Origin of the sequence: Acerihabitans sp., assembly GCF_036398755.1 — a bacterium.
Taxonomy (GTDB): Bacteria; Pseudomonadota; Gammaproteobacteria; order Enterobacterales; family Enterobacteriaceae; genus Acerihabitans.
Map to the genome: position 1 here is coordinate 22157 of NZ_DASWOM010000115.1, position 24023 is coordinate 46179.

Annotated in this window: 25 protein-coding genes and 1 pseudogene; 19 read left to right on the forward strand and 7 right to left on the reverse strand. The window is 58.5% G+C overall.

Features of this window, described 5'->3' with window-relative positions; all coding sequences use genetic code 11:
- Position 1: 1 nt before the first annotated feature.
- From qseG to glyA, 4 genes are all read left to right on the forward strand, one after another.
- On the forward strand, positions 2-793 hold the full coding sequence (gene qseG, locus VGC33_RS19505) for a two-component system QseEF-associated lipoprotein QseG (protein ID WP_331122442.1): 792 nt from the start codon (positions 2-4) through the stop codon (positions 791-793).
- Positions 793-2130 carry a two-component system response regulator GlrR gene (gene glrR / locus VGC33_RS19510; protein WP_331122443.1) on the forward strand — a complete coding sequence of 446 codons (1338 nt, stop codon included), beginning with the start codon at positions 793-795 and terminating at the stop codon, positions 2128-2130. The genes qseG and glrR overlap by 1 nt, the downstream gene beginning before the upstream one ends.
- 62 nt (positions 2131-2192) lie before the next feature.
- Positions 2193-2531 carry a nitrogen regulatory protein P-II gene (gene glnB / locus VGC33_RS19515; RefSeq protein WP_331122444.1) on the forward strand — a complete coding sequence of 113 codons (339 nt, stop codon included), beginning with the start codon at positions 2193-2195 and terminating at the stop codon, positions 2529-2531.
- Between the two features lie 279 nt (positions 2532-2810).
- Positions 2811-4064: a serine hydroxymethyltransferase gene (gene glyA, locus VGC33_RS19520; RefSeq protein ID WP_331122445.1), complete on the forward strand. Its 1254-nt coding sequence runs from the start codon at positions 2811-2813 to the stop codon at positions 4062-4064.
- Between the two features lie 156 nt (positions 4065-4220).
- Here the strand turns inward: glyA and csiE are convergent, their stop codons facing one another.
- Positions 4221-5498: a stationary phase inducible protein CsiE gene (gene csiE, locus VGC33_RS19525; protein ID WP_331122446.1), complete on the reverse strand. Its 1278-nt coding sequence runs from the start codon at positions 5496-5498 to the stop codon at positions 4221-4223.
- Between the two features lie 229 nt (positions 5499-5727).
- Here csiE and VGC33_RS19530 point away from each other — a divergent pair, with 229 nt between their 5' ends.
- On the forward strand, positions 5728-6408 hold the full coding sequence (locus VGC33_RS19530) for a DUF1007 family protein (RefSeq protein WP_331122447.1): 681 nt from the start codon (positions 5728-5730) through the stop codon (positions 6406-6408).
- Positions 6399-7532 (forward strand): nickel/cobalt transporter, encoded by a 1134-nt coding sequence (locus VGC33_RS19535; protein WP_331122448.1) that lies wholly within the window; start codon positions 6399-6401, stop codon positions 7530-7532. Before VGC33_RS19530 ends, VGC33_RS19535 begins: the two co-directional genes overlap by 10 nt.
- Positions 7533-7546: 14 nt before the next feature.
- On the opposite strand, the pseudogene VGC33_RS19540 reads toward VGC33_RS19535, so the two are convergent.
- From VGC33_RS19540 to suhB, 4 genes and pseudogenes are all read right to left on the reverse strand, one after another.
- Positions 7547-7639, reverse strand: a pseudogene (locus tag VGC33_RS19540) (inositol monophosphatase); the annotation flags it as partial.
- Between the two features lie 8 nt (positions 7640-7647).
- On the reverse strand, positions 7648-7998 hold the full coding sequence (locus VGC33_RS19545) for a hypothetical protein (RefSeq protein ID WP_331122449.1): 351 nt from the start codon (positions 7996-7998) through the stop codon (positions 7648-7650).
- Positions 7999-8116: 118 nt separating this feature from the next.
- Positions 8117-8479, reverse strand: coding sequence for a hypothetical protein (locus tag VGC33_RS19550; RefSeq protein ID WP_331122450.1), 363 nt, complete (start codon positions 8477-8479; stop codon positions 8117-8119).
- A gap of 411 nt (positions 8480-8890) precedes the next feature.
- On the reverse strand, positions 8891-9694 hold the full coding sequence (gene suhB / locus VGC33_RS19555) for an inositol-1-monophosphatase (protein WP_331122451.1): 804 nt from the start codon (positions 9692-9694) through the stop codon (positions 8891-8893).
- A gap of 117 nt (positions 9695-9811) precedes the next feature.
- Between suhB and trmJ the strand changes: the two genes are divergently transcribed.
- From trmJ to sseB, 5 genes are all read left to right on the forward strand, one after another.
- Positions 9812-10549 (forward strand): tRNA (cytosine(32)/uridine(32)-2'-O)-methyltransferase TrmJ, encoded by a 738-nt coding sequence (gene trmJ, locus VGC33_RS19560; protein WP_331122452.1) that lies wholly within the window; start codon positions 9812-9814, stop codon positions 10547-10549.
- Between the two features lie 151 nt (positions 10550-10700).
- The gene (gene iscR, locus VGC33_RS19565) at positions 10701-11201 is read left to right on the forward strand and encodes a Fe-S cluster assembly transcriptional regulator IscR (RefSeq protein ID WP_331122453.1); all 501 of its coding nucleotides are present in this window, start codon (positions 10701-10703) and stop codon (positions 11199-11201) included.
- A 51-nt stretch (positions 11202-11252) separates the two neighbouring features.
- The gene (locus VGC33_RS19570; protein WP_331122454.1) at positions 11253-12446 is read left to right on the forward strand and encodes an IscS subfamily cysteine desulfurase; all 1194 of its coding nucleotides are present in this window, start codon (positions 11253-11255) and stop codon (positions 12444-12446) included.
- A 25-nt stretch (positions 12447-12471) separates the two neighbouring features.
- Complete coding sequence (pepB, locus tag VGC33_RS19575) at positions 12472-13770, forward strand: aminopeptidase PepB (protein WP_331122455.1); 1299 nt, start codon at positions 12472-12474, stop codon at positions 13768-13770.
- 54 nt (positions 13771-13824) lie between these two features.
- Positions 13825-14619, forward strand: coding sequence for an enhanced serine sensitivity protein SseB (sseB, locus tag VGC33_RS19580; protein ID WP_331122456.1), 795 nt, complete (start codon positions 13825-13827; stop codon positions 14617-14619).
- Between the two features lie 90 nt (positions 14620-14709).
- On the opposite strand, the gene sseA is transcribed toward sseB, so the two are convergent.
- Together sseA and VGC33_RS19590 are read right to left on the reverse strand one after the other, a co-directional pair.
- Positions 14710-15567, reverse strand: a complete 858-nt coding sequence (sseA, locus tag VGC33_RS19585; RefSeq protein WP_331122457.1) for a 3-mercaptopyruvate sulfurtransferase — start codon at positions 15565-15567, stop codon at positions 14710-14712.
- Positions 15568-15640: 73 nt separating this feature from the next.
- A complete protein-coding gene (locus tag VGC33_RS19590; protein ID WP_331122458.1) occupies positions 15641-15802 on the reverse strand; it encodes a hypothetical protein in 162 nt (53 codons plus the stop codon).
- A 272-nt stretch (positions 15803-16074) separates the two neighbouring features.
- Here VGC33_RS19590 and ndk point away from each other — a divergent pair, with 272 nt between their 5' ends.
- The 8 genes from ndk (at position 16075) to bamB (ending at position 23949) form a co-directional block, all read left to right on the forward strand.
- Positions 16075-16506: a nucleoside-diphosphate kinase gene (gene ndk, locus VGC33_RS19595; RefSeq protein WP_331122459.1), complete on the forward strand. Its 432-nt coding sequence runs from the start codon at positions 16075-16077 to the stop codon at positions 16504-16506.
- 178 nt (positions 16507-16684) lie between these two features.
- The gene (rlmN, locus tag VGC33_RS19600) at positions 16685-17881 is read left to right on the forward strand and encodes a dual-specificity RNA methyltransferase RlmN (RefSeq protein WP_331122460.1); all 1197 of its coding nucleotides are present in this window, start codon (positions 16685-16687) and stop codon (positions 17879-17881) included.
- A 77-nt stretch (positions 17882-17958) separates the two neighbouring features.
- A complete protein-coding gene (gene pilW, locus VGC33_RS19605) occupies positions 17959-18714 on the forward strand; it encodes a type IV pilus biogenesis/stability protein PilW (protein ID WP_331122461.1) in 756 nt (251 codons plus the stop codon).
- A complete protein-coding gene (rodZ, locus tag VGC33_RS19610) occupies positions 18704-19672 on the forward strand; it encodes a cytoskeleton protein RodZ (protein WP_331122462.1) in 969 nt (322 codons plus the stop codon). Before pilW ends, rodZ begins: the two co-directional genes overlap by 11 nt.
- Positions 19673-19703: 31 nt before the next feature.
- Positions 19704-20825, forward strand: a complete 1122-nt coding sequence (gene ispG / locus VGC33_RS19615) for a flavodoxin-dependent (E)-4-hydroxy-3-methylbut-2-enyl-diphosphate synthase (RefSeq protein WP_331122463.1) — start codon at positions 19704-19706, stop codon at positions 20823-20825.
- 20 nt (positions 20826-20845) lie between these two features.
- A complete protein-coding gene (gene hisS / locus VGC33_RS19620) occupies positions 20846-22120 on the forward strand; it encodes a histidine--tRNA ligase (RefSeq protein WP_331122464.1) in 1275 nt (424 codons plus the stop codon).
- A 13-nt stretch (positions 22121-22133) separates the two neighbouring features.
- Positions 22134-22757 (forward strand): YfgM family protein, encoded by a 624-nt coding sequence (locus VGC33_RS19625; protein WP_331122465.1) that lies wholly within the window; start codon positions 22134-22136, stop codon positions 22755-22757.
- 10 nt (positions 22758-22767) lie between these two features.
- Positions 22768-23949: an outer membrane protein assembly factor BamB gene (gene bamB, locus VGC33_RS19630; RefSeq protein ID WP_331122466.1), complete on the forward strand. Its 1182-nt coding sequence runs from the start codon at positions 22768-22770 to the stop codon at positions 23947-23949.
- The last annotated feature ends 74 nt before the right edge of the window (positions 23950-24023 follow it).

Here is a 24023-nt window from a genome sequence, read left to right on the forward strand (position 1 = left end):
AATGAGTTTACGCACCGCACCGGCGATGAGCAGGTTGATACCAAGCCTTAATCGCCTGATTTGCATTACCTGGCCGCCGGCATCGCTGCGTGGGTTGTTCAGGCCGGTGTGGCTGCTGCCCTTGCTGTTGGCGGGGTGCCATGGCCATCCCGTTCATCGCGACGTGGACGATTCGTCCACCGCCCAGGTACAGCAGGCGTCGCCGCCGAACCGTTTTGCCGCCGAATGCAATGAACTGTGGCAAACTGATGAGGAGTCCACCCTTGGCGATCCAGGCTACTGGCTGCGCGTCATGCAGTGCGCCGAACGCGTCACGCCCACCCAGGCGCGTGCCGAAGCCGAACGGCAGTCGGGCGAGACCTGGCATGACGCCTTCCGGCAGAGTATTTTACTCAACTCCGCGGGCATCAGCGTGATTGAACGCCGCCAATCATATCAGCATCTGCTGGGATTTCGTTCCCAATTTCCCGCCTCCGTCTATCCCCTGTTTAAAATGTGGCGTCAGCAGCAGGCGTTGCGGCTGATGCTGGCGGAGGAGCGCAGCCGCAGCCAGCGGCAGCAGGAAACCAGCGCCGGCCAAATAGACATGCTGCGCCTCCAGCAGATGGAACTGCAGCGTAAGCTGGACGTCACCACCCGCAAGTTGCAGAACCTGACGGAAATCGAGCAGCGGTTATCCGCCCGCAAGCAGCTGTCGCCGGATCTGCCCGACAGCGACGATAACGACGCGCCGGACGCCGGCGCCGCCAAAACCCGCGGCGCCGCCGGGCAACCACAGGGAACCGGTAAATAATGAGCCAACATCAATCCGCCCATTTATTATTGGTCGACGATGATACCAGCCTGTTGAAACTGCTGGGCATGCGCCTGACCAGCGAAGGATTCAGCGTTACCACCGCCGAAAGCGGCCAGGACGCCCTGCGCCTGCTGGCGCGGGAGAAAATCGATCTGGTGATAAGCGACCTGCGCATGGATGAAATGGACGGTCTGGCGCTGTTCGGCGAGATCCAGCGCCACCAGCCCGGCATGCCGGTGATTATCCTCACCGCCCACGGTTCGATACCCGATGCGGTGGCCGCCACGCAAAAAGGGGTGTTCAGTTTCCTGACCAAGCCCGTGGACCGGGATGCCTTATACCAGGCTATCGACCATGCGCTGCAGCTGTCCATGCCGGCCGGCGACGACAGCTGGCGCGAGTCCATCGTCACCCGCAGCCCGATCATGCTGCGGCTGCTGGAGCAGGCCAAAATGGTGGCGCAGTCGGATGTCAGCGTCTTGATCAATGGCCAGAGCGGCACCGGCAAGGAGATTTTGGCGCAGGCGATCCATGCCGCCAGTCCCAGGGCCAAGCATCCCTTTATCGCCATCAACTGCGGCGCGCTGCCGGAACAGCTGCTGGAGTCGGAACTGTTCGGCCATGCCAAAGGCGCGTTTACCGGCGCGGTCAGCAGCCGGGAAGGACTGTTCCAGGCGGCGGCGGGCGGGACGCTGTTCCTTGACGAGATCGGCGATATGCCGCTCTCCCTGCAGGTCAAGCTGCTGCGCGTCCTGCAGGAGCGCAAAGTGCGTCCGCTCGGCAGTAATTGGGATGTGGATATCGACGTCAGGATCATTTCCGCCACTCATCGCGATCTGCCCAAGGTAATGGCCGGGGGCGAGTTTCGCGAAGATCTCTATTACCGCCTGAACGTGGTGAGCCTGAAACTGCCGGCGCTGCACGAGCGGGCCGAGGATATCCCGGTGCTGGCCAATCACCTGCTGCGGGCGGCGGCGCTGCGCCATAAGCCGTTTGTGCGCAGCTTTTCCATCGACGCCATGAAACGCCTGATGGCGGCCAGCTGGCCGGGTAATGTACGTCAGCTGGTTAACGTGATAGAACAGTGTGTGGCCCTGACGTCGGCCCCGGTCATCAGCGAAGCGCTGGTGGAGCAGGCGCTGGAGGGGGAGAATACCGTCCTGCCGACGTTTGTTGAGGCCAGGTTGCAGTTTGAATTACATTATCTGCGTAAATTATTGCAGATCACTAAAGGTAATGTTACCCAGGCGGCACGCATGGCCGGCCGTAACCGCACTGAATTCTATAAGCTTTTGTCGCGCCACGAGCTGGACGCTAACGACTTTAAAGCCTAAGTCGGCTCTCTTTTACCCAGCCCGGCGGTAAGCGTCGCCGGCTGCCTGAAAAAGGTTTTAAGATGAAAAAAATCGATGCAATTATCAAACCCTTTAAATTAGACGATGTGCGCGAGGCGTTGGCGGAAGTCGGCATCACCGGCATGACGGTCACCGAGGTCAAAGGCTTTGGCCGTCAGAAAGGCCATACCGAGCTTTATCGCGGCGCGGAATATATGGTGGATTTTCTGCCCAAGGTGAAAATCGAGCTGGTGGTGGCTGACGATATCGTCGACAGCTGCGTTGATACCATTATGCATACCGCGCAGACCGGCAAAATCGGCGACGGTAAGATTTTCGTTTTCGACGTGGCGCGCGTCGTGCGTATTCGCACCGGCGAGCAGGACGAAGAAGCGATTTGATCCCCGCCGGTATTCCCGCGCCCGCGGCTTGCGCCGCAGGGCGGGCTAACCCGTGTTCATGAAAAAATTCCCCACCGGCATGAAAAAATATCCCGATCCCAGCCCGGCCCGCGCGCGTGCTCCATTGCGGGCGGGCGGGAAGGGAATCGTTTGCTTAAAAACCGGCGCGGGCTCTATCGGAGCAGGGGCAAAAAAGTTTACACTATTGGCATAGTCACAACGGATCCCCACAGTCTATTTTTCACCATGCAGCTATGCCAGCTGAGCCAGGAGAAGCGGATGTTAAAGCGTGATATGAACATTGCAGATTATGATGCCGAATTATGGCAGGCAATGGAGCAGGAAGTGGTGCGCCAGGAAGAGCACATTGAACTGATTGCCTCGGAAAACTACACCAGTCCGCGCGTCATGCAGGCACAAGGTTCGCAGTTGACCAATAAATATGCCGAAGGCTATCCGGGCAAGCGTTATTACGGCGGCTGTGAATTCGTTGATATCGTCGAACAACTGGCCATCGATCGCGCCAAGGAACTGTTCGGCGCCGATTACGCCAACGTGCAGCCGCATTCCGGCTCGCAGGCCAACTTTGCCGTGTACACCGCGCTGCTTGCGCCCGGCGATACGGTATTGGGCATGAACCTGGCCCACGGCGGCCACCTGACCCATGGTTCGCCGGTCAACTTCTCCGGCAAGCTGTACAACATTATCCCTTACGGTATCGATGCCAGCGGCCATATCGATTACACGGAGCTGGCGCAACTGGCCGAGACCCATAAACCGAAGATGATTATCGGCGGTTTTTCCGCCTACTCAGGCGTTGTCGACTGGGCGAAAATGCGTGAAATCGCCGATCGGGTGGGTGCCTACCTGTTTGTCGACATGGCCCATGTGGCCGGCCTGGTTGCCGCCGATGTCTATCCGAACCCGGTGCCGCACGCCCATGTGGTGACCACCACCACCCATAAAACCCTGGCCGGTCCGCGCGGCGGCCTGATCCTGGCCAAGGGCGGCAGCGAAGAGCTGTACAAGAAGCTGAATTCAGCCGTGTTCCCCGGTGGGCAGGGCGGGCCGTTGATGCATGTGATTGCCGGCAAGGCGGTGGCGTTGAAAGAGGCGATGGAGCCGGCGTTCCGTATTTACCAGCAGCAGGTGGCCAAGAACGCCAAGGCCATGGTGGCGGTGTTCCTGGAACGCGGCTACAGCATTGTTTCCGGTGGTACCGATAACCATTTGTTCCTGGTGGATTTGGTAAACAAAAACCTGACCGGTAAAGAAGCCGACGCCGCGCTGGGCCGCGCCAATATCACCGTGAATAAAAACACCGTGCCGAACGATCCGAAAAGCCCGTTTGTGACCTCCGGTGTGCGTATCGGCACGCCGGCGGTGACCCGGCGCGGTTTTAGCGAGCAGGATGTGCGTGAACTGGCCGGCTGGATTTGCGATATTCTGGACAGCATCAGCGATGAAGCGGTTATCGAGCGCACCAAAAAGAAAGTGCTGGAGATTTGCGCGCGTTATCCGGTCTATGCCTGATTGTCCCATGGTCATGGCGACCCTTTAACACGTCGGCTTTGGCGGCAGTGTTAGCGGGCCTAGCGAACCGTGGGGCGCTCGGTCGGACGGAAAAACCACGCCCGATTCGACCCTACCGGCACGCTCTCCCTTTAACAGGTTTGGTCTACTGCTGAATTAGCAATTTCCGGTGGTGCCGGGGGTTTCCAGCAGTTGGCGGATGCGCTCTTGCTGGGCCTGGACCAGCGGCAGGCGCACCAGCATTAACGGCGGGGAAAACAGCGGCAGCGGCATGGCGAACGAGGTTACCACCAGCACGGTGTTTTTGGGCGCGCCCTGCGCCTGAAACTCCGTTAACGCCTGAAATTTGATATTCAGCGGCAGCAGGGTTAACTCGCGTATCTGCAGCTCCAGCAATTTTTCCTGTTCACCTGCGCTTTTGGTCAGGATCACCACCTGTTTTTCCTGTAAATCATTATCCTGCATCAGCCAGGCGCCAAAAATCACCGCTATCAGCCCCATCTCCTCACGGGAGAAACGTATGCGGTAGGCGGCCTCTAGCGGCATTACCGCCGTCTTGGCGGTGCGCAGCAGCCGTGGATATTTTTCCTCGACCTCGCCCTGCAGGCTATTGTCGATGCCCACGTGAAAATGACAGCGCTCCAGCGCCGCGCTGAGATGGGAAAATAACTGGCCGGCCAGCATTTCCGGCTCGTTAAAACTCATGCCGGACAGTTGTTCGAACCGTTTGACCAACCCCTCCACCTCATGCAGTAATCGCCTGTCCTCGCCGGATGGCGCGCGGGCGCGGTGCGGGGTCTTAAGCAGCCGCGCCAATAGCGTCAGGCAAAGCAGTTCGGCGGGAGGGACCGGCCAGTGACGAAACATGTCCAACACGGCGGCATATTCGGCTTTTTGCCGTAGCCACTGCTGCTGGTGCTGGTTGAATTCCGGATGTTCGGCCAAAGGACACCGGCAAAGGACATAGCGCAGATAAAGCGCGAGAAAAGCCCGGTCATACGGGGCGGCGGGGCGATCGATAAGCGCCGCGAACCGCTCCACCAATTCATCTATTTGCGCTGTGCTGGCCTGGAACTCGGCGGGCGCCAACTGCCAGAGCTGTTGTTGCAGCGGCAGGAAATAGCGGTTGACCCGATCCGCGCACAGGCGCAAGGCCCGGCGCATACCTTCAATCAGGCACACGCGCTGGTTAAGGATAGTGCCTTCGATCCGGTAACAGCCGTCATGGTGCGCAATCAGCTGGAGATGATAGATGCGCCGTATCTCGCTCTCTATATGGGCAAGATCGCGCCGGGTCGTGGGCAAATCCTCGCCGTTGTAACGGGCCAGGGCGACCAATGACAATGATGGCGCGGGCGCAAAAAGCATCAACAGCAAATGGCAACGGCGTTGTGGACCTGAAAGCGCTGGCACCTCCGGGGTGTGCAGGCTCATAGATGTGATGCCCTTACGTTAACGAATACTGCTAATGATAGCGAAATAATCTCCCTGGGTGAGATTACGTCTTATTTTGTTTGCATGCTTTAAGCGCGGTCACACTTTAGTCTTCCTAATCGTTCCGCCGGCGCAATGCCGGGTAACAAACGTTGACTGAAAATATCTTGCGGCGTGTTCCGGGTTTCCGTTAGCATCTTCCCGCAGGAGAGTTCCGGGGCGGCAGAATATGTTATGCAGTAACTTGGGTAAAAACGCGTGTAATACGTCATCCTGGCGGTGGTCATTAGGGCTATTACTGGCCGTCGCTGGTGGCTTTTGCCCGCCGGTCCACGCCCACCCACACAGTTTTATCGATATGAAAACAGAAATCCTCACGCAAGACGACCGGCTCGCCGGCCTGAAGATGACCTGGACCATGGATGAGATCACCTCGGCCGATGTGTTTTACGACGTCGGCGACGCCAAACCGGACTCGGTGACCTGGAAAAAACTGGCGGCGCAAATCATGGCCAATGTGCTGGGCCAGCACTATTTTACGGAAGTGTATCGTGACGGCAAGGCGGTGAAATTTGAAAACCTGCCCACGGAATACCATCTGGAGCGCAATGGCCTTAAGGCGCGGCTGATCTTTGTGCTGCCGCTGGCGCATCCGCCGGCGTTGAAAGGCGCCCCCATCGTCTTTTCCACCTTTGACCCCACCTATTTTGTCGATATGACCTACGGTGATAAGCAGGCCGTCAGCCTGCCGCCCGCCTTGGCCGATCGGTGCGTAACCGACCTGGCGACTCCCGCGCCCAACGCGGCGCTGCAACAATACGCGCTGTCGCTGGATAAAGCGGATGCGCCGGCAGCCGATATGGCGCTGGGCAAACAGTTTGCCCAGCGGGTGACGCTACAATGTCATTGAGGATGCGAGCCGGCGCAGCGCCGGCTGCGGCCAATCCCTGGTTCAGCCTGTGGCCGTTCTGGTTGTTTTTGCTGGCGCTGCTGGGCGTGTTGGGCTGGATATCGCTGCATTGGGCGCACATCATGTCGCAAAGCGTGGAATGGCAGCGTCAGTTGCATCGGCAGTTGGCGCAGCTGATACAACAGGTGCAATTGGATCCTCAACGGGCCGGCGGTCCGCTGCTGTTGTTCAGCCTGACCTACGGCATATTGCACGCGATTGGGCCGGGACATGGCAAGGTGGTGATCACCACATATCTCGCAACCCATCCCTCGCGATTAAAACTCAGTCTGGGCATGACGCTGGCCGCTTCGTTGCTGCAGGGCGCCATGGCGATCGCATTGGTGACCCTGGTGCTGGTGGCGCTGCGGCTCTCTTCAGGCGTGCTGCATCTGGGTGAACTCTGGCTGGAGCGGGGGGGTTACCTGCTGATGGTCCTGGCGGGATTGCTGCTGTGCCGGCGGGCGGCCCGGCGGCTGTGGCGGGCGGCGCGCCCGCGCGCATCTTCTCGGGAACGGGATCGCGCTTTTTTTGCCAGCCAGACGGTGAACTATCGGCCCGCTGACGCAGAGAAGCGCGGCGTTGCCGCGTTGCGTCCCCGGGTGGCCGGTAACACCCTCGCCGGTGCTGCCGGCATGACCGTGGGTCCCGCCGGGTCGGCCGGCCATTCCCATCATGCCGGCTGCGGCCATAGCCATCTGCCCGATGACGGCGATCTGCGGGCGGCCGAAGGCTGGCGCACCCGGCTGGCGGTGGTGATGGCCATGGGCTTGCGTCCCTGTTCCGGGGCGGTATTGGTGCTGTTGTTTGCCAAGGTGCTGGGTGTGTATCTGTGGGGCGTGCTGTCGGCGCTGGTGATGGCGGCGGGGACGTCGCTGACGCTGTTATCGGTGTCACTGCTGGTATTTTTTGGCCGCCGTTATGCCGAACGCCTGACCCACAGGCACGCAGGCGGCGCTGCGCGCACCGCCGCCTGGGCCTCGTTATCCCTGGCCGGAAGCCTGGTACTGATCGTTGTCGGCGTGGTGTTGTTTGCCGGCGCGCAAAGTGCGCTGACCAGCGGCGTCAGGCCTTTCAGCCATTAACGGCATTTGGCGCCTTAACGCCTTAACGCGTCGCTCAGTTCTTCGCGCATCGCGCCCAGCATCGCCTTGACCACGCGCGGGTTGCCCGCCACCCGGTTACCGGAGATCGGATGTATTATGCAGCATCGGTGAAAGTAAAATAAAGATCGAGACCTGAATCCTCTATTCCAGGGATTCTAACCGTAAGCAAAACAGTTTCAGCAACGTCATCTATCAATGTGAAAGAATAGATTCCAATACCATATTCATCCAAATATGAATATTGACGATTTAAATAAGCGCTCCCGGTTACGCGAACGACAGCGAGGTCATTGACACCATATCCGGTCTCTGTATCAATTAAGAGAAAATCCAAGCTATTTTTTGATAAAAGGTCAGCCTTTGCCCCATCTATCTTATAATAATCAAAGATACGTGAAGGGGCGGTGTGAGTGCCCTTTTTATGGGTCGAGCTAAGTGTTGACATGATACACCTCTAATAATATAAAAATTTAATGTCATGAAGGTATGGCGACAATGCAATGCGAAAATCATAATAGTTTTTCAGTGATGCCAATAATGAAGTCAGAGTAATATAATGATCTTTATGATGTAGCATCTGTAAAAGTAAAAGCAAGATTTAGCCCCACATCACTTCTTCCCGCAAGCCTAACCGTAAGCTTAACGCTTCCAGCAATTGGGCTTATTAGAAAGACATTTTGTCCATAATGATAATAGCTTGTATAAGCTGGAATATATCCAGGCGATAGATAAGCACTTCCGTTAGCGCGAATAAGAACAAGTTCATTTTCTATAATATCTCCTGTGATAGGGTCATAAATTCTGAAATTGAACCCATTTTCCTCAAGAAAATTTGCCCTGGCATAATTTTTTAATATGCGATGTTCGAATGCCCGCGCAGGCAAAGCATTCGTGTTATAGCGATGAGCGGAAAAATTATGTGTCATAATCCACCTCTGGTAAAAAATAAATTTGATTGGGTTCGGGTAAATTTCCGCAAAATTATAATATCAAGGGGTAGCAAAATGGCGCCACAGCGAAAGCGGTTTGCATAAAAAAGCGTTAATCACAAGCGAATGCGGGAAATTTATTTGCTAATAAATAGGTTAAAGAAATAGTAAAATAAAGATTGATTGTTGGCAATGTTGAAATTTAGCAGGAGAGTGTAGAAGCAGACGATGTGTAATGAAGAATTTGCGGGTGGGATAACTGCTTAAAAATTATAGAAATAGCCGCTAAGACCCACCTATGCATAACGCCTTAAATCAGCATGGCGGAATGAAAGTTCAACATTATTGACCGCCGTCGATCAACCGCGATTAACGGTTCTCGACGGCAATCATGGATAATAACGGCGCTTAACGCCTTAACGCGTCGCTCAGCTCTTCGCGCATCGCGCCCAGCATCGCCTTGACCACGCGCGGGTTGCCCGCCACCAGGTTACCGGAGACCAGATGGTTATGGCCGCCGACAAAATCGGTGACCAGGCCGCCGGCTTCACGTACCAGCAGCTCGCCGCCGGCATAGTCCCAGGGCTTGAGGCCGATTTCAAAAAAACCGTCTACCCGGCCGGCCGCCACATAGGCCAGATCCAGCGCGGCGGAACCGCTGCGACGGAAATCGGCGCATTGCTTGAACAGCTTGCCGACAAGATTCATATAGGTGGCGGAGTGCTGTTTCAGCTTAAACGGGAAACCGGTGGCGATGATCGCCCCTTCCAGATCGCGGGAGGTGCTGCCGCGCAGGCGATAGCCGTTCAACTGGGTGCCCTGGCCGCGGGTGGAGGTGAACAGTTCGTTGCGCATGGGATCGTAGACCACGGCCACTTCGGTGCGGCCTTTAATGCGCACGGCGATGGACACGGCGAAATGGGGGAGATGCTTGATGAAATTGGTGGTGCCATCCAGTGGGTCGATAATCCATTGTACATCGGGGTCTTCGCCCGCCAGTTCACCGCATTCTTCACTGATAATGGTGTGCTGGGGATAAGATTTGCGGATAACTTCGATGATTAAGCGTTCCGCCTCGCGATCGACGTTGGTCACGAAGTCATTATCGCCTTTCTGGCTGGCTTCGACGGCATCGGGAGTTTCATAATGTTTGGCAATTAAATTGCCCGCCTTTCGCGCAGCGCGAATGGCGATGTTGAGCATCGGATGCATGGATATCGTCCACTAAGATGTTAAAGAACTAAAACGGCGCAGATTATAGCAGAGCGCCAGCAATATGCCTATGGCTGTGATAAACTATCGGCCATTATTCCCTTGCCTTAAAAGTCTATGCTGCACAACATCCGCGTCGTTCTGGTTGAAACTTCCCACACCGGCAATATCGGCTCCGCCGCCCGGGCCATGAAAACCATGGGACTGAGCAACCTGTACCTGGTCAATCCGCTGACCAAACCCGATTCCCAGGCCATTGCCCTGTCGGCCGGCGCCAGCGACATCATCGGCAACGCCACCCTGGTCGATACCCTGGATCAGGCCCTGGCAGGTTGCAGCCTGGTGGTCGGCACCAGCGCCCGCTCGCGCACCTTGCCCTGGCCTATGCTTGAACCGCGCGAATGCGGCGTGAAATGCGTGCAGGAAGCCGAACATGCGCCCGTGGCGCTGCTGTTCGGCCGCGAGCGCGTCGGCCTGACCAATGAAGAATTGCAAAAGTGCCATTTTCATGTGCAGATCCCGGCCAACCCGGAGTACAGTTCCTTAAACCTGGCGATGGCGGTCCAGATCCTGGCCTATGAGGTGCGCATCGCCTTTCTCGATAGCCAGCAGGCCGCCCTGCCGGTAAACCACGAGCCGTCGCCTTATCCGCTGGTGGATGAGCTGGAGCGGTTTTATCTTCATCTGGAGCAGGTGCTGGACCAGACCGGTTTTATCCGCAAGGCGCATCCGGGGCAGGTAATGAACAAACTGCGCCGCCTGTTTGCCCGCGCGCGGCCGGAAACCCAGGAACTGCATATTCTGCGCGGCATCCTGACCTCAATCGAGCAGCAGACGGGGGTAAAAAAGAGCTGAACGATCGCTCTTGGCCCTTATGCGCAAGGCGTCTCAGGGGACTGTGTGATGTTAAGCAGGAATAGTTGAGTGAAATGGTTGGTTAAATAGTTGACTAGATTAGTCAGGAATGGCAGACTTTTACGATATTTCACCCACCGGGACCATCATTATGAGACTTACTTCCAAAGGCCGTTATGCGGTTACCGCCATGCTCGACGTTGCGCTGCACTCCAATGAGGGGCCAGTTCCCCTGGCTGAAATTTCCGAACGCCAGGGCATTTCGCTGTCTTATCTCGAGCAGCTGTTTTCACGGCTGCGCAAGCATGACCTGGTGGCCAGCGTGCGCGGGCCGGGCGGCGGTTACCTGCTGGGCAAGGCGGCGGATCAGATTGCCGTCGGCGCCATTATTACCGCGGTCGATGAATCCGTCGACGCCACCCGCTGCCAGGGAAAAGAAGCCTGCCAAAACGGCGAACGCTGCCTGACCCATACGCTGTGGCGCGATCTCAGCGTGCGCATCAGCGACTTCCTGAATAATATTTCCCTGGCCGAACTGGTCAATAACGAAGAAGTGCTTGACGTGGCCGATCGGCAAAACAATGATATCCGCCGCACCACTACCGCCAACGGACGCATACAGGAAACCATCAACGTTAATCTGCGCGCATAAGCAGAAATACGCTGGCTGCGACAGTCGCGGCGTTTCAGGGGCACATGAGCAATGAAATTACCGATCTACCTGGATTATTCAGCCACCACGCCCGCCGATCCACGGGTGGCTGAAAAAATGATGCGCTATCTCACCATGGACGGTACTTTCGGCAACCCCGCTTCCCGTTCCCACCGTTTTGGCTGGCAGGCCGAAGAGGCGGTGGATATAGCGCGCAACCAGATAGCCGAACTGGTGGGCGCCGATCCGCGCGAAATCGTGTTCACTTCCGGCGCGACGGAATCCGATAACCTGGCGATCAAAGGCGTGGCCAGCTTCCATCAGGGCAAAGGCCGGCATATCATCACCAGCCAAACCGAACATAAAGCCGTGCTTGATACCTGCGCCGAGCTTGAGCGCGAAGGCTTCGACGTCAGTTACCTGACGCCGCAAAGCAACGGCATCATCCTGCCGCAACAGGTGCGGGACGCCATGCGCGCCGACACCATCCTGGTGTCCATCATGCATGTCAACAACGAGATAGGCGTGATACAGGATATCGCCGCCATCGGCGAACTGTGCCGCAGCCGCGGCGTATTGTTTCATGTGGACGCCACCCAGAGCGTCGGCAAGCTGCCTATCGATCTCAGCCAATTGGCCATTGACCTCATGTCTTTTTCCGGCCATAAAATTTATGGACCGAAAGGCATCGGCGCGCTGTATGTCCGCCGCAAGCCGCGAGTGCGAATCGACGCCCAGATGCACGGCGGCGGCCATGAGCGCGGCATGCGTTCCGGTACCCTGCCGGTACACCAGATTGTCGGCATGGGCGAGGCCTATCGCATCGCCAAAGAAGAAATGGCTGTCGAAACGCCACGTCTGCGGGCACTACGCGATCGCCTGTGGCAAGGGCTGAGTGATATCGAGGAAATTTACCTTAACGGCGACCTGGCGCAGGGCGCGCCGAATATCCTTAACCTCAGTTTCAACTATGTGGACGGTGAGTCGCTTATCATGGCGCTAAAGGATCTGGCCGTATCATCCGGTTCCGCCTGCACATCCGCCAGCCTGGAGCCTTCTTACGTACTGCGCGCCCTGGGCGTGGAGGAAGAACTTGCCCACAGCGCCATACGTTTTTCGCTGGGACGCTATACCACCGCTGAAGAGATCGACTACGCCATCCAGGTGGTGCATCAGGCCATCGGGCGCCTGCGCGAATTCTCGCCGCAGTGGGACATGTTCAAACAGGGCGCGGGATTGGATTAAACATAAAAACTCTAGGAATCAGGTTATGACAACCGAAGCGATGCCGGTTATGCTGGCAACCACCCCCGCCGATGCCCGCTGGGGCGAAAAAGCGCTGCTGAGCGTGAACGATCGCGGCATGACCATTCACCTGGCGGGCGAAAACCGTCTGGCGGATATCCAGCGCGCCGCGCGCAAAATTGACGGCCAGGGCGTCAGGCATGTGCGCCTGGACGGCGAACTCTGGGATCTCGAAAGCTGCTGGTCATTCTGGCAAGGCTATCGCGGGCCGAAGGGACAGCGCGAGGTAGCCTGGCCCGAACTTGACGCCGATGCAAGGCGGGAGCTGGATAACCGGCTGAAAATCATCGACTGGGTGCGCCACACCATTAATACCCCGGCGGAAGAGCTGGGGCCGGAGCAGCTGGCGCAGCGCGCGGTGGATATCATGTGCTCCGTCGCCTGCGACGACATCAGCTACAAGATCACCAAGGCCGAGGATTTGCGCGTCAAAAACTATATGGGGCTGCACACCGTCGGCCGCGGTTCGGATCGCCAGCCGGTGCTGTTGTCGCTGGACTACAATCCGGGCGGCAATCCGGACGCGCCGGTGCTGGCCTGCCTGGTGGGCAAGGGCATAACCTTTGATACCGGCGGCTACAGCCTGAAAGGCAGCAGCTTTATGGATTCGATGAAATCCGATATGGGCGGGGCGGCCACGGTCACCGGCGCGCTGGCGCTGGCCATCGCGCGCGGCCTGAAACAGCGGGTGCGCCTTTATCTTTGCTGCGCCGATAATATGGTCAGCGGCAACGCCTTCAAGTTAGGCGACATCATCCGCTATCGTAACGGTAAAAGCGTCGAAGTGATGAATACCGACGCCGAGGGCCGGCTGGTGCTGGCCGACGGCCTGATCGACGCGTCGGCGAAAAAACCGCGCATTATCATCGACTGCGCTACGCTTACCGGCGCCGCCAAGACCGCGCTGGGCAATGATTTCCACGCGCTGTTCAGCTTTGACGAGGCGCTGGCGCAAGCGCTGCTCGCCAGCGCGGCGGCGGAAAACGAGCCCTTCTGGCGCCTGCCGCTGGCGGAATTTCATCGCGCGCAGCTGCCGTCCAATTTCGCCGACCTGAGCAACGTGGCGGGCGCGGCGTATAGCGCCGGCGCCAGCACCGCGGCGGCATTCCTGTCGCATTTTGTCGAAAACTACCGTCAGGGCTGGCTGCATATCGATTGCTCCGCGACCTATCGCAAGGGCGCGGTGGATCAGTGGTCGGCGGGCGCCACCGGACTTGGCGTGCGCACCCTGGCCAATCTGTTGCTGGCCCAGGCGGCGGAATAATGTCGCATTCGGCGGCACACCGGCGTTCAGGAAAAAAGGAGCGGTAGCCACGTCATGAATCCATCCCTTGATAATGCGCTGGAACAGGCGCTGGCGCTGGCGGCCAACGAGCCGGCCCATCGTCCGGCCTTCTTCAGCCTGCTGCTGGAATCCACGGTATATGTCCTCGGCGACGCGGGCGACGGCTGGATTGCCGGCGCCGCGCGCCACGACGAGGAGCAGCCGGTCAATCTGCAGCACTGGGAAAAACCGGACGGCACCACGGCCATTCCTTTTTTTACCTCCCTTGCCGCGCTGCAGCAAACCGTGAGCCAGGCCCAGCCGTTCCTGGCGCTGCCCGCCCGCACCCTGTTCGCCATGACCGCCGGCGCCGAGCTGTTCCTCAACCCCAGGCTGCCCTATGGCAAAGCCTTCGGGCCGGACGAAATCTCCGCCCTGATGATGAATGAAGGCGACGCGTTGACCGAACGCTTGATCCTGGAGGGCGAAATGCGCATCACGTTAAGCTCCCCGGCGGAGCAACCGGCGCAGATGATCGCATCGCTTTCCAGGCTATTCGCGGAGATCAAGCGGGTGCGCCGGGCGTTTATCGTCCAGGTGCAGGACTCTGCGCAGGAGAAACCGCACTGGCTGATCGGGCTGGACTGCGAGGGGGAGGATGAAGCAACCATTCAGGCGGTGGGCCGGGTCGCCACCGATACCGCGCCGGACGGGGAGCCGGTGGATATCTGCCTGGTCGGGCAGGAGGAACCGGGCATCAGCCACTATTTCATCCGCCATATTACGCCGTTTTACGAGCGCAAATGGGGCAGTTGGCTGCGCGCGACGCACGGGCCGGGGGCGCATTAGCTGATAGCCTCCCGTCCTGAAGGGCGGACGGGCCGGTAACCTCCAGGCACTGGCTTGGTCCTTGGCGCGCCGCGGTTGAGGCCAAGCCGGCTATGCCGTCCCGGCGCCCGAGGCGATGGGGGTATCGTCCCGGCCGCCCCATTCGCTCCAGGATCCGTCGTACAGCGCCACATCCCCCACGTCCAGCGCCGTCAGCGCCAGCACCACCACCGCGGCGGTGACGCCGGATCCGCAGCTGGCCACCAGCGGCCGATCCAGGTCAACCCCCGCAGCGGCAAACAGCGCCCGCAGCTCGTCTTCGGGTTTTAACCGTCCGTCAGCCACCAGCGTGCTCCAGGGCACATTGGCGCTGCCGGGAATATGGCCCAGGCGCAGGCCGGGGCGCGGCTCAGGCGCCTGTCCGCTGAAGCGGGCCGCGGGACGCGCATCAACGATCTGCGCGCCACGTTCGTCAACAAGACGCCGCACCTGGTCAATATCCCTGACCTTATCCATGGCGAAACGCCCTGAAAATACCCCTGGCGCCGTATCCGCCGGTCCCCGCGCCAGCGGCAGCCCGGCCTGTTGCCAACCCGCCAGTCCGCCGGCCAGCAACGACACCCGCGCGACCCCCGCAATACGCAGCATCCACCACACCCTGGGCGCGGAAAACAGCGAACCGTCGTCATAAATCACCAGGTGCTGGTCTTCGCTGATGCCCAATCGCGCCATGTCGCGGGAAAAATCGTCCGCTTCAGGCAGCATATGGGGCAGGGGACTGGCGTCGTCCGACAGGGCTTCGATATCAAAAAATACCGCCCCCGGCAGATGCCCGGCCAAATATTCCTGATAAAGATCGCGCGGGCCCTGGTAGCCGGCCGGCAGCATGCGGGCATCGATTAGCCGTACCTGGGGATCGTCCAGACGATCGGTAAGCCACTCTGGGGAGATAAACAGGGAAGCGTGCATGCAGAGACTCCGGTTATCAGGCGACGGGGCACAGCCACAGCCGTCGCCCATGAAAATATACAGTCATTGTTGTTTATTTCACCGTGGCCGACAAGGGGAAGATGATGAAGGTTGGCGCCACCTGTTCGTTGGCGAAGGCGCAAAAGCCGTCGCGGACATTATTTGCCGGGGAAAAGGCTAAAATGCCATGCCGGACGTGTTTTGCCGCCGACGGTAATGTTAACGTCTTGCGCACAAAAATCGCGTGCCTCAACGACTTAGCGCGCCGGGCGAGGCCGACAAAACATTTCCCGGGCAGGCCGATATTTGCGCTGGTATTAATTATTTATTTATGGAAAATAGAATAGCCCATTGAAAAGTAGGGAATAAGATGCATTTTTTTTAACGAAATGTTGCATTTCTGATAGGCAAGCGCCTATCCGATCCCTATAATCTGCGCCACTTAAACAGGCCGGTATAACAACCGATTAACCCGGCCTTCCATTGCTGTGTAACATAGAGGTCAAAATGTCGATAGAACGTACTTTATCCATCTTAAAACCCAATGCGGTGGCAAAGAATGCCATTGGCGCGATTTTCAACCGTTATGAAAGCGCCGGTTTTACTCTGGTTGCAGCTAAAATGTTGCACCTTACCCGCGAACAGGCTGAAGGTTTTTACGCCGAGCATCAGGGCAAACCTTTCTTTGATGGACTGGTGGGTTTTATGATCTCGGGGCCGGTAATGGTCCAGGTACTGGAAAGTGAAAATGCCGTGCATCGCCACCGCGACATCATGGGCGCCACCAATCCGGCCAACGCGCTGGCCGGCACCCTGCGCGCCGACTATGCGGACAGCTTTACCGAAAACGCGGTGCATGGGTCCGACTCGGCGGAATCCGCCGCGCGGGAAATAGCTTATTTCTTCAGTGATGACGAAATTTGCCCGCGTACCCGCTAAGCGTCGCGCATTATCGATAAAAAAGCCGGGCTTATGCTTTTAAGCCGCGCGGCTCTGCGCTAAAATCTAGTTCCAATGCGCCCCGGATGAGGAGTTGGCGATGAGTCAGTCCGCACTCGCCGGGGCTTTTTTTATCTTTTCCACGCCATAACGTGTAATAACGAGGCATTTCTACATTATGTCAGAACAACTTATCACCGCGGCACTCTCGGACGCCTTGTCCGGCGCGCCCATATCGGCGCCGCCGGCAGGCGCGTCAGCCCATCAGAAACTGAACCTGCTGGACATGAACCGCCAGCAGATGCGGGAATTTTTCGCCGGCCTGGGTGAAAAACCCTTCCGCGCCGATCAGGTGATGAAATGGATGTATCACTACTGCTGCGATGATTTCGATCAAATGACCGATATCAACAAGCATCTGCGCGCCACCCTTAAAGAACTGACCGAAATCCGCGCGCCGGAAGTGGCGACCGAGCAACGCTCCAGCGACGGCACCATCAAATGGGCCATCAAGGTCGGCGACCAGCAGGTGGAAACGGTCTATATCCCGGAAGACGATCGCGCCACCCTGTGCGTGTCGTCCCAGGTGGGCTGCGCCTTGCAATGCACCTTTTGCTCCACCGGGCAGCAGGGTTTCAACCGCAACCTGCGGGTATCGGAAATTATCGGCCAGGTATGGCGCGCCGCGAAAATCATCGGCGCCGTCGGCATTACCGGGCAGCGGCCCATCACCAATGTGGTGATGATGGGCATGGGCGAGCCGTTGCTTAATCTCAACCATGTGGTGCCGGCGATGGAAATCATGATGGACGATTTCGGCTTCGGCCTGTCCAAGCGCCGCGTAACGCTCTCGACCTCGGGCGTGGTGCCGGCGCTGGACAAGCTCGGTGAAATGATCGACGTGGCGCTGGCCATTTCCCTGCATGCGCCCACCGACGCCATCCGTGATGAAATCGTGCCGATTAACAAAAAGTACAACATCGAGACTTTCCTCGCCTCGGTACGGCGCTACCTGGACAAATCCAACGCCAACCAGGGGCGGGTGACGGTGGAATACGTCATGCTGGATCATATCAACGACGGCACTGAGCATGCCCATCAGCTGGCTGAATGCCTGAAAGACACCCCGTGCAAGATCAACCTGATCCCCTGGAACCCCTTCCCGGGCGCGCCTTACGGCCGCAGTTCCAACAGCCGGATCGACCGTTTTTCCAAAGTGTTGATGGAATATGGTTTTACCACCATCGTGCGTAAGACCAGGGGTGACGACATAGACGCCGCCTGCGGCCAGCTGGCCGGCGACGTCATCGATCGCACCAAAAGGACGCTGCGCAAGCGTATGGCGGGCGAGCCTATCGACATCAAGGCGGTTTAACGCCGGGTGTGGGGATTGAGTCCGCGAACCTTGATAAACAGCATGGACGCTTATAAACCAGACTAAAGGGAACGAGCATGACGCTGACGCGGTTAAGTGGAATAGCAGCAGTGTTGGTTATGACATTATTGAATGGATGCGCCGGTGAAAAACCGCCGGCCGATGTCTCCGCCCAGTCGGCGCAAACCCGTTTGCAACTTGGCATGGAGTACCTGGCCGCCAATAACCTGGACGCGGCGCGACAAAATCTTGCCAAGGCGGTGAAAGCGGCGCCGGACGATTACCGCGCGCAGTTGGGCATGGCGCTGTATGAACAGCGGGTCGGTGAAAACGCCGCCGCCGACGGCCGCTACCGGCTGGCGCTGAAACTGGCGCCGCAAAACGCTACTGTTCTGAATAATTACGGTGCGTTTTTATGTAGTTTAGGGCAGTATGTACCGGCGCAACAACAGTTTGCCGCCGCGGCGCAGGCGGCTGATTATGGTCTGGTTGCCGACAGCCTGGAAAACGCCGGTTATTGTTTTTACAAGGCCGGCCAAAAAGAAGAGGCGCGGACGTTGCTCAGCCGCGCGCTAAAATACGATCCGGAAAAAGGCGTGCCCTTGCTGGCGGAAGCAGACCGGCAATTCAGTGAAGGGAAAGGCGACAAAGCACAACTATTATTGGATGTTTATCAGCATATTCTTCCGGCCAGTGCTGAAAGTTTATGGTTACAGATTCGTTTCGCTGCGTTAGCGGGACGCCAGAATGACGTACAACGTTATGGCGCACGGCTTGCGCGAAGTTTTCCACAATCTAAACAGTACCAGCAGTTCCTAGCTAATGAATACTGAAGCCCTCCAAGATCAAGCAGTATCGACGACGACAGGCGGACGCCTGCGTCAGGCCCGTGAGCAAATGGGTTTGAGCCAGCAGGCCGTGGCGGAACGCCTGTGCCTGAAGGTCACTACCGTCAGGGAAATAGAAGAGGACAAAGCCAATCCCAACCTGGCTTCGACCTTTTTACGCGGCTATATCCGCTCCTATGCCCGATTGGTCCATGTCTCTGAGGAAGAACTCCTGCCGATGATGGCGAAACAGGCGCCGATCCGGGCCTCGAAGGTTGCTCCGATGCAGAGTTTTTCCCTCGGGAAAACCCGCAAGAAGCGGGACGGCTGGCTGATGGGGTTTACCTGGCTGATTTTATTCGTGGTCATCGGCCTGACCGGCGCGTGGTGGTGGCAAAATCACCAGGCGCAGCAGCAGGATATCACCGATATGGCCGATCAGTCCTCGAACCGGCTTGCGACCGGGGCGGACGGCGATAATACCGCCGCCCAGAATGGCGGCGATAATACGGCGACGGACGAGGTGGGGCAACCCCCCGCCGATCAGCCTGTGGACGGCGATACCCATGCGGTGCCGCTAGCCCAGTCGCCCGCCGCCACGGCTCAGCCGGCCACGCCGCAGGGCGCGGCGGTGCCGTCCAATGGCCCGGCGGCCTCCACTCCGGCGCCCGCGCCGGCGGAACCACAGCCCGCGCAAGCGCCGTCCGATACCTCCGCCGGTGGCGCGCTGGTATTGAATTTTACCGCGGATTGCTGGCTGGAAGTGTCGGATGCCAGCGGCAAGAAGCTGTTCAGCGGCACGCAGCGCAGCGGCGGCAAGCTGAACCTGGCGGGTCAGGCTCCCTATAAATTAAAAATCGGCGCGCCGGCGGCGGTAAAAATCGAGTTCCAGGGCAAACCGGTTGATCTTAGCCGTTATGTCAGGTCAAACCAGGTTGCCCGATTTACAATAGCGGCTAACTAAGCTTCTGTTCGGCAATTATGGAGAGAACATAATGCATAATAAAGCACCGATTAACCGCCGCAAATCAACCAGGATCAACGTTGGCAACGTGCCCATCGGCGACGGTGCGCCTATTGCCGTGCAGTCGATGACCAATACCCGCACCACCGACGTGGCGGCGACGGTAAAGCAAATCCAGGCGCTTGAGCGCGTGGGCGTCGATATCGTGCGCGTTTCCGTGCCCACCATGGATGCGGCGGAGGCTTTCCGTCTCATCAAGCAGCAGGTCAACGTGCCCCTGGTGGCCGATATTCATTTTGACTACCGCATTGCGTTGAAAGTGGCGGAGTACGGTGTCGACTGCCTGCGCATCAATCCCGGCAATATCGGCAGTGAAGCGCGCATCCGCGCGGTGGTGGACTGCGCCCGCGATAAAAATATCCCGATCCGCATCGGCGTTAACGCCGGGTCGCTGGAGCGCGATATCCAGGAAAAATATGGCGAACCCACGCCCGAAGCCCTGTTGGAATCGGCCATGCGCCATGTGGATATTTTGCAAAAACTCAATTTCGACCAGTTTAAGGTTAGCGTCAAGGCGTCCGACGTTTTCCTGGCGGTGCAGTCCTACCGCCTGCTGGCCGCGCGCATCGAACAACCCCTGCATTTGGGGATCACCGAAGCGGGCGGCATGCGCAGCGGATCGGTGAAATCCGCCATCGGCCTGGGGATGCTGCTGAGCGAGGGCATCGGCGACACCCTGCGTATTTCCCTGGCGGCCGATCCGGTGGAGGAAGTCAAGGTGGGGTTCGATATCCTCAAGTCCCTGCGCATCCGCGCGCGCGGCATCAATTTTATCGCCTGCCCGACCTGCTCGCGGCAGGAGTTTGATGTTATCGGCACGGTCAATGCCCTCGAGCAGCGCCTGGAGGACATTGTCACGCCGATGGATATCTCGATTATCGGCTGTGTGGTCAACGGCCCGGGCGAAGCCCTGGTCTCGACCATCGGCGTGACCGGCGGCCATAATAAAAGCGGTTTTTATGAAGACGGGGTGCGCCAGCGGGATCGTTTTGATAACGAGCGGATGATAGACCAGCTCGAGGCCAGAATTCGCGCTAAAGCGGCAATGCTTGATGAAAGCAATCGCATTACCGTTAATTTGATTGATAAGTAATTAAAACCAAGAGAATCGACATGGCAAAGAACATCCAGGCCATTCGCGGCATGAACGACTATTTGCCGGAAGATACGGCAGTCTGGCAGCGCATTGAAGGCCAGCTTAAACACGTCCTGGCCGGTTACGGTTATAGCGAAATCCGCTTACCCATCGTTGAGCAGACGCCCTTGTTCAAGCGCGCCATCGGCGAAGTGACCGATGTCGTGGAAAAAGAGATGTATACCTTCGAGGATCGCAACGGCGAAAGCCTGACGCTGCGCCCGGAAGGCACGGCGGGCTGCGTGCGCGCCGGTATCGAGCATGGCCTGCTTTACAACCAGGAGCAGCGGTTGTGGTATATTGGCCCGATGTTCCGCTATGAGCGTCCGCAAAAAGGCCGCTACCGCCAGTTCCATCAGCTGGGCGTCGAAGTGTTCGGCCTGACGGGACCGGATATCGACGCGGAGCTGATTTTGCTGACCGCGCGCTGGTGGCGGGCGCTGGGCATCGACGGGCATGTGGCGCTGGAGCTTAACTCCATCGGCTCGCTGGAGGCGCGCGCGCGCTATCGCGAGGCGCTGGTGGCCTTCCTCGAGCGGCATCAGGATGCATTGGACGATGATTGCCGCCGACGTATGCACACGAATCCGCTGCGCGTTCTCGACTCAAAAAATGCCGGCATCCAGGCCCTGCTGAACGACGCGCCGGTCCTGACCGACTACCTGGACGACGAGTCGCGCGAACACTTTAACGGCCTGTGTGAACTTTTAGCCCGGGCCGGTATCCCATATACGGTTAATCCGCGTTTAGTCCGCGGCCTGGATTATTACAACCGCACCGTTTTTGAATGGGTTACCACCAGCCTTGGCGCGCAGGGCACGGTATGCGCCGGCGGCCGGTACGATGGGCTGGTCGAACAGCTGGGCGGCCGCGCCGCGCCGGCGGTGGGATTTGCCATGGGGCTGGAGCGCCTGGTGCTGCTGGTGCGGGAAGTGAATCCGCACTACCAGCCCAGGCCGGTGGTGGATGTGTACCTTATTTCCTCGGGCAACGGAACCCAGGGCGCGGCCATGGCCCTGGCGGAGCAGATACGCGATGCGCTGCCCGACCTGCGCCTGATGACCAACTACGGCGGCGGAAATTTCAAGAAGCAGTTCGGCCGCGCCGACAAATGGGGCGCGCGCCTGGCCCTGGTGCTCGGTGAGGACGAAGTCGCCGCGCACCAGGTGGTGATGAAAAATTTGGCCACGGGCGACCAGGAAACGCTGGCGCAAAGCGATGTGGCTGCGCGCCTGGCATCGATATTAGCTTAAGGAGAAGGACCACGTGGAAGTCTACAGCTCGGAAAACGAACAACGCGAAGCGCTGGGTCGGTTCTTCGCGGATAACGGTAAGGCGCTGGTTATCGGCGTGGTTATCGGTATTGCCGCGTTGGTGGGCTGGCGTTATTGGCACAACCATCAAAATGACGCCATGATGGCCTCATCGGCGTCATGGCAGCAGGTGAACCAGGCGCTGACCCACGACGCCGCCCCGGCGGCGGTTGACGCCGCGCAGAAATTCGCCGACGCGAACAACAATAATTACGGCGCCCTGACCTCGATGGACCTGGCGCGTTTTTATGTGGATAACGGTAATTTCGCCGCCGCTGAAAAGCAATTGCAAAAAGCATTGACCCAGACCAATGAAGAAAATCTCGAGGCGTTGATTTACGTTCGCCTGGCGCGGGTCCAGCTCGAGGCGAAAAACGTCGACGGCGCGCTCAAGACCCTGGAAAAAGAAACGCATGCCGGCTGGTCGGCATTAGTGGAAGATGCCCGTGGCGACGCGCAGGTCATCAAAGGCAATAATCAAGCGGCGCGTGAAGCGTACGATAAAGCGCTTAAAGCGAACCCGCCTCAGGCATTACAAGCCTTGTTGCGCATGAAACTGAATAACCTGTCCAGCTAAGAGGGACCCCATGCAATTGCGTAAAACATTTTTCGTAGGTCTGATTTCCGTTGCCTTGCTCAGCGGCTGTTCATGGTTTAGCGGCGAAGAAGATGTGGTCACCATGTCCCCGCTGCCCAAAGTGGACAATCAGTTTCAGCCTACCCAGGTATGGAGCCGCTCGGTCGGTAATGGCACCGGCGAGTTTTACTCCAACCTGCGTCCCGCCTGGCAGGATAACCGCGTGTTTGCCGCGGACCGCCGCGGTACTGTAAAAGCGATGGACATCGATTCCGGCAAGGAAATCTGGTCGGTGGATCTGTCGGAAAAGACCGGCTTCCTGTCGCGTAACCTGCCGGCGCTGCTGTCCGGCGGCCTGGCTGTTGCCAACGGGCATGTTTTCGTCGGCAGTGAAAAGGCCCAGGTCTATGCGCTGAACGCCGAGGACGGCACCATTGCCTGGCAGAGCAAGGTGGCGGGCGAAGCCCTGTCGACGCCGGTGGTCAGCGACGGCCTGGTGCTGGTCCATACCAGCAACGGCATGCTGCAGGGGCTTAACGAAACCGATGGCGCCGTGAAGTGGACGGTTAACCTGGATATGCCGCCGCTGACTTTGCGTGGCGAATCGGCTCCCACCCCGGCGTTTGGCGCGGCTATCGTCGGCGGCGACAACGGCCGGGTGAGCGCGGTGATGATGACGCAGGGCCAGCTTATCTGGCAACAGCGCATTTCGCAGCCAAGCGGCGCCACGGAAATTGCGCGCCTGGGCGATGTCAACATGACGCCGGTGGTGGTCAATAACGTGGTGTACGCGCTGGCCTATAACGGCAACCTGGCGGCGCTGGACCTGCGTTCCGGGCAAATTATCTGGCGTCGCGAAATCGGTTCGGTCAACGATCTTATCGTCGACGGCGGCCATATTTATCTGGTCGATCAGGACGATCGCCTGATCGCGCTGGATACCCAGGGCGGCGTTACCCTGTGGCGCCAGAGCGAACTGCTGCACCGCAACCTGACGTCGCCGGCGCTGTTCGACGGTTATCTCGTCGTCGGCGACTCGGAAGGCTATATGCACTGGATCAATACCGATGACGGGCGTTTTGTCGCGCAGGTCAAGGTGGACAGCTCCGGCTTGCAGAGCAACCCGGTGGTCGCCGGCGGCAAGCTGCTGCTGCAGGCCAACGGCGGCGAGGTCTACGCGTTTACCCGCTAATGCCTGTGTTTATCCGCCGCTGAGAGTCTGGGCGCGCGGGTCATTAACGGCTCCTGACATGTTCAGGAGCCGTT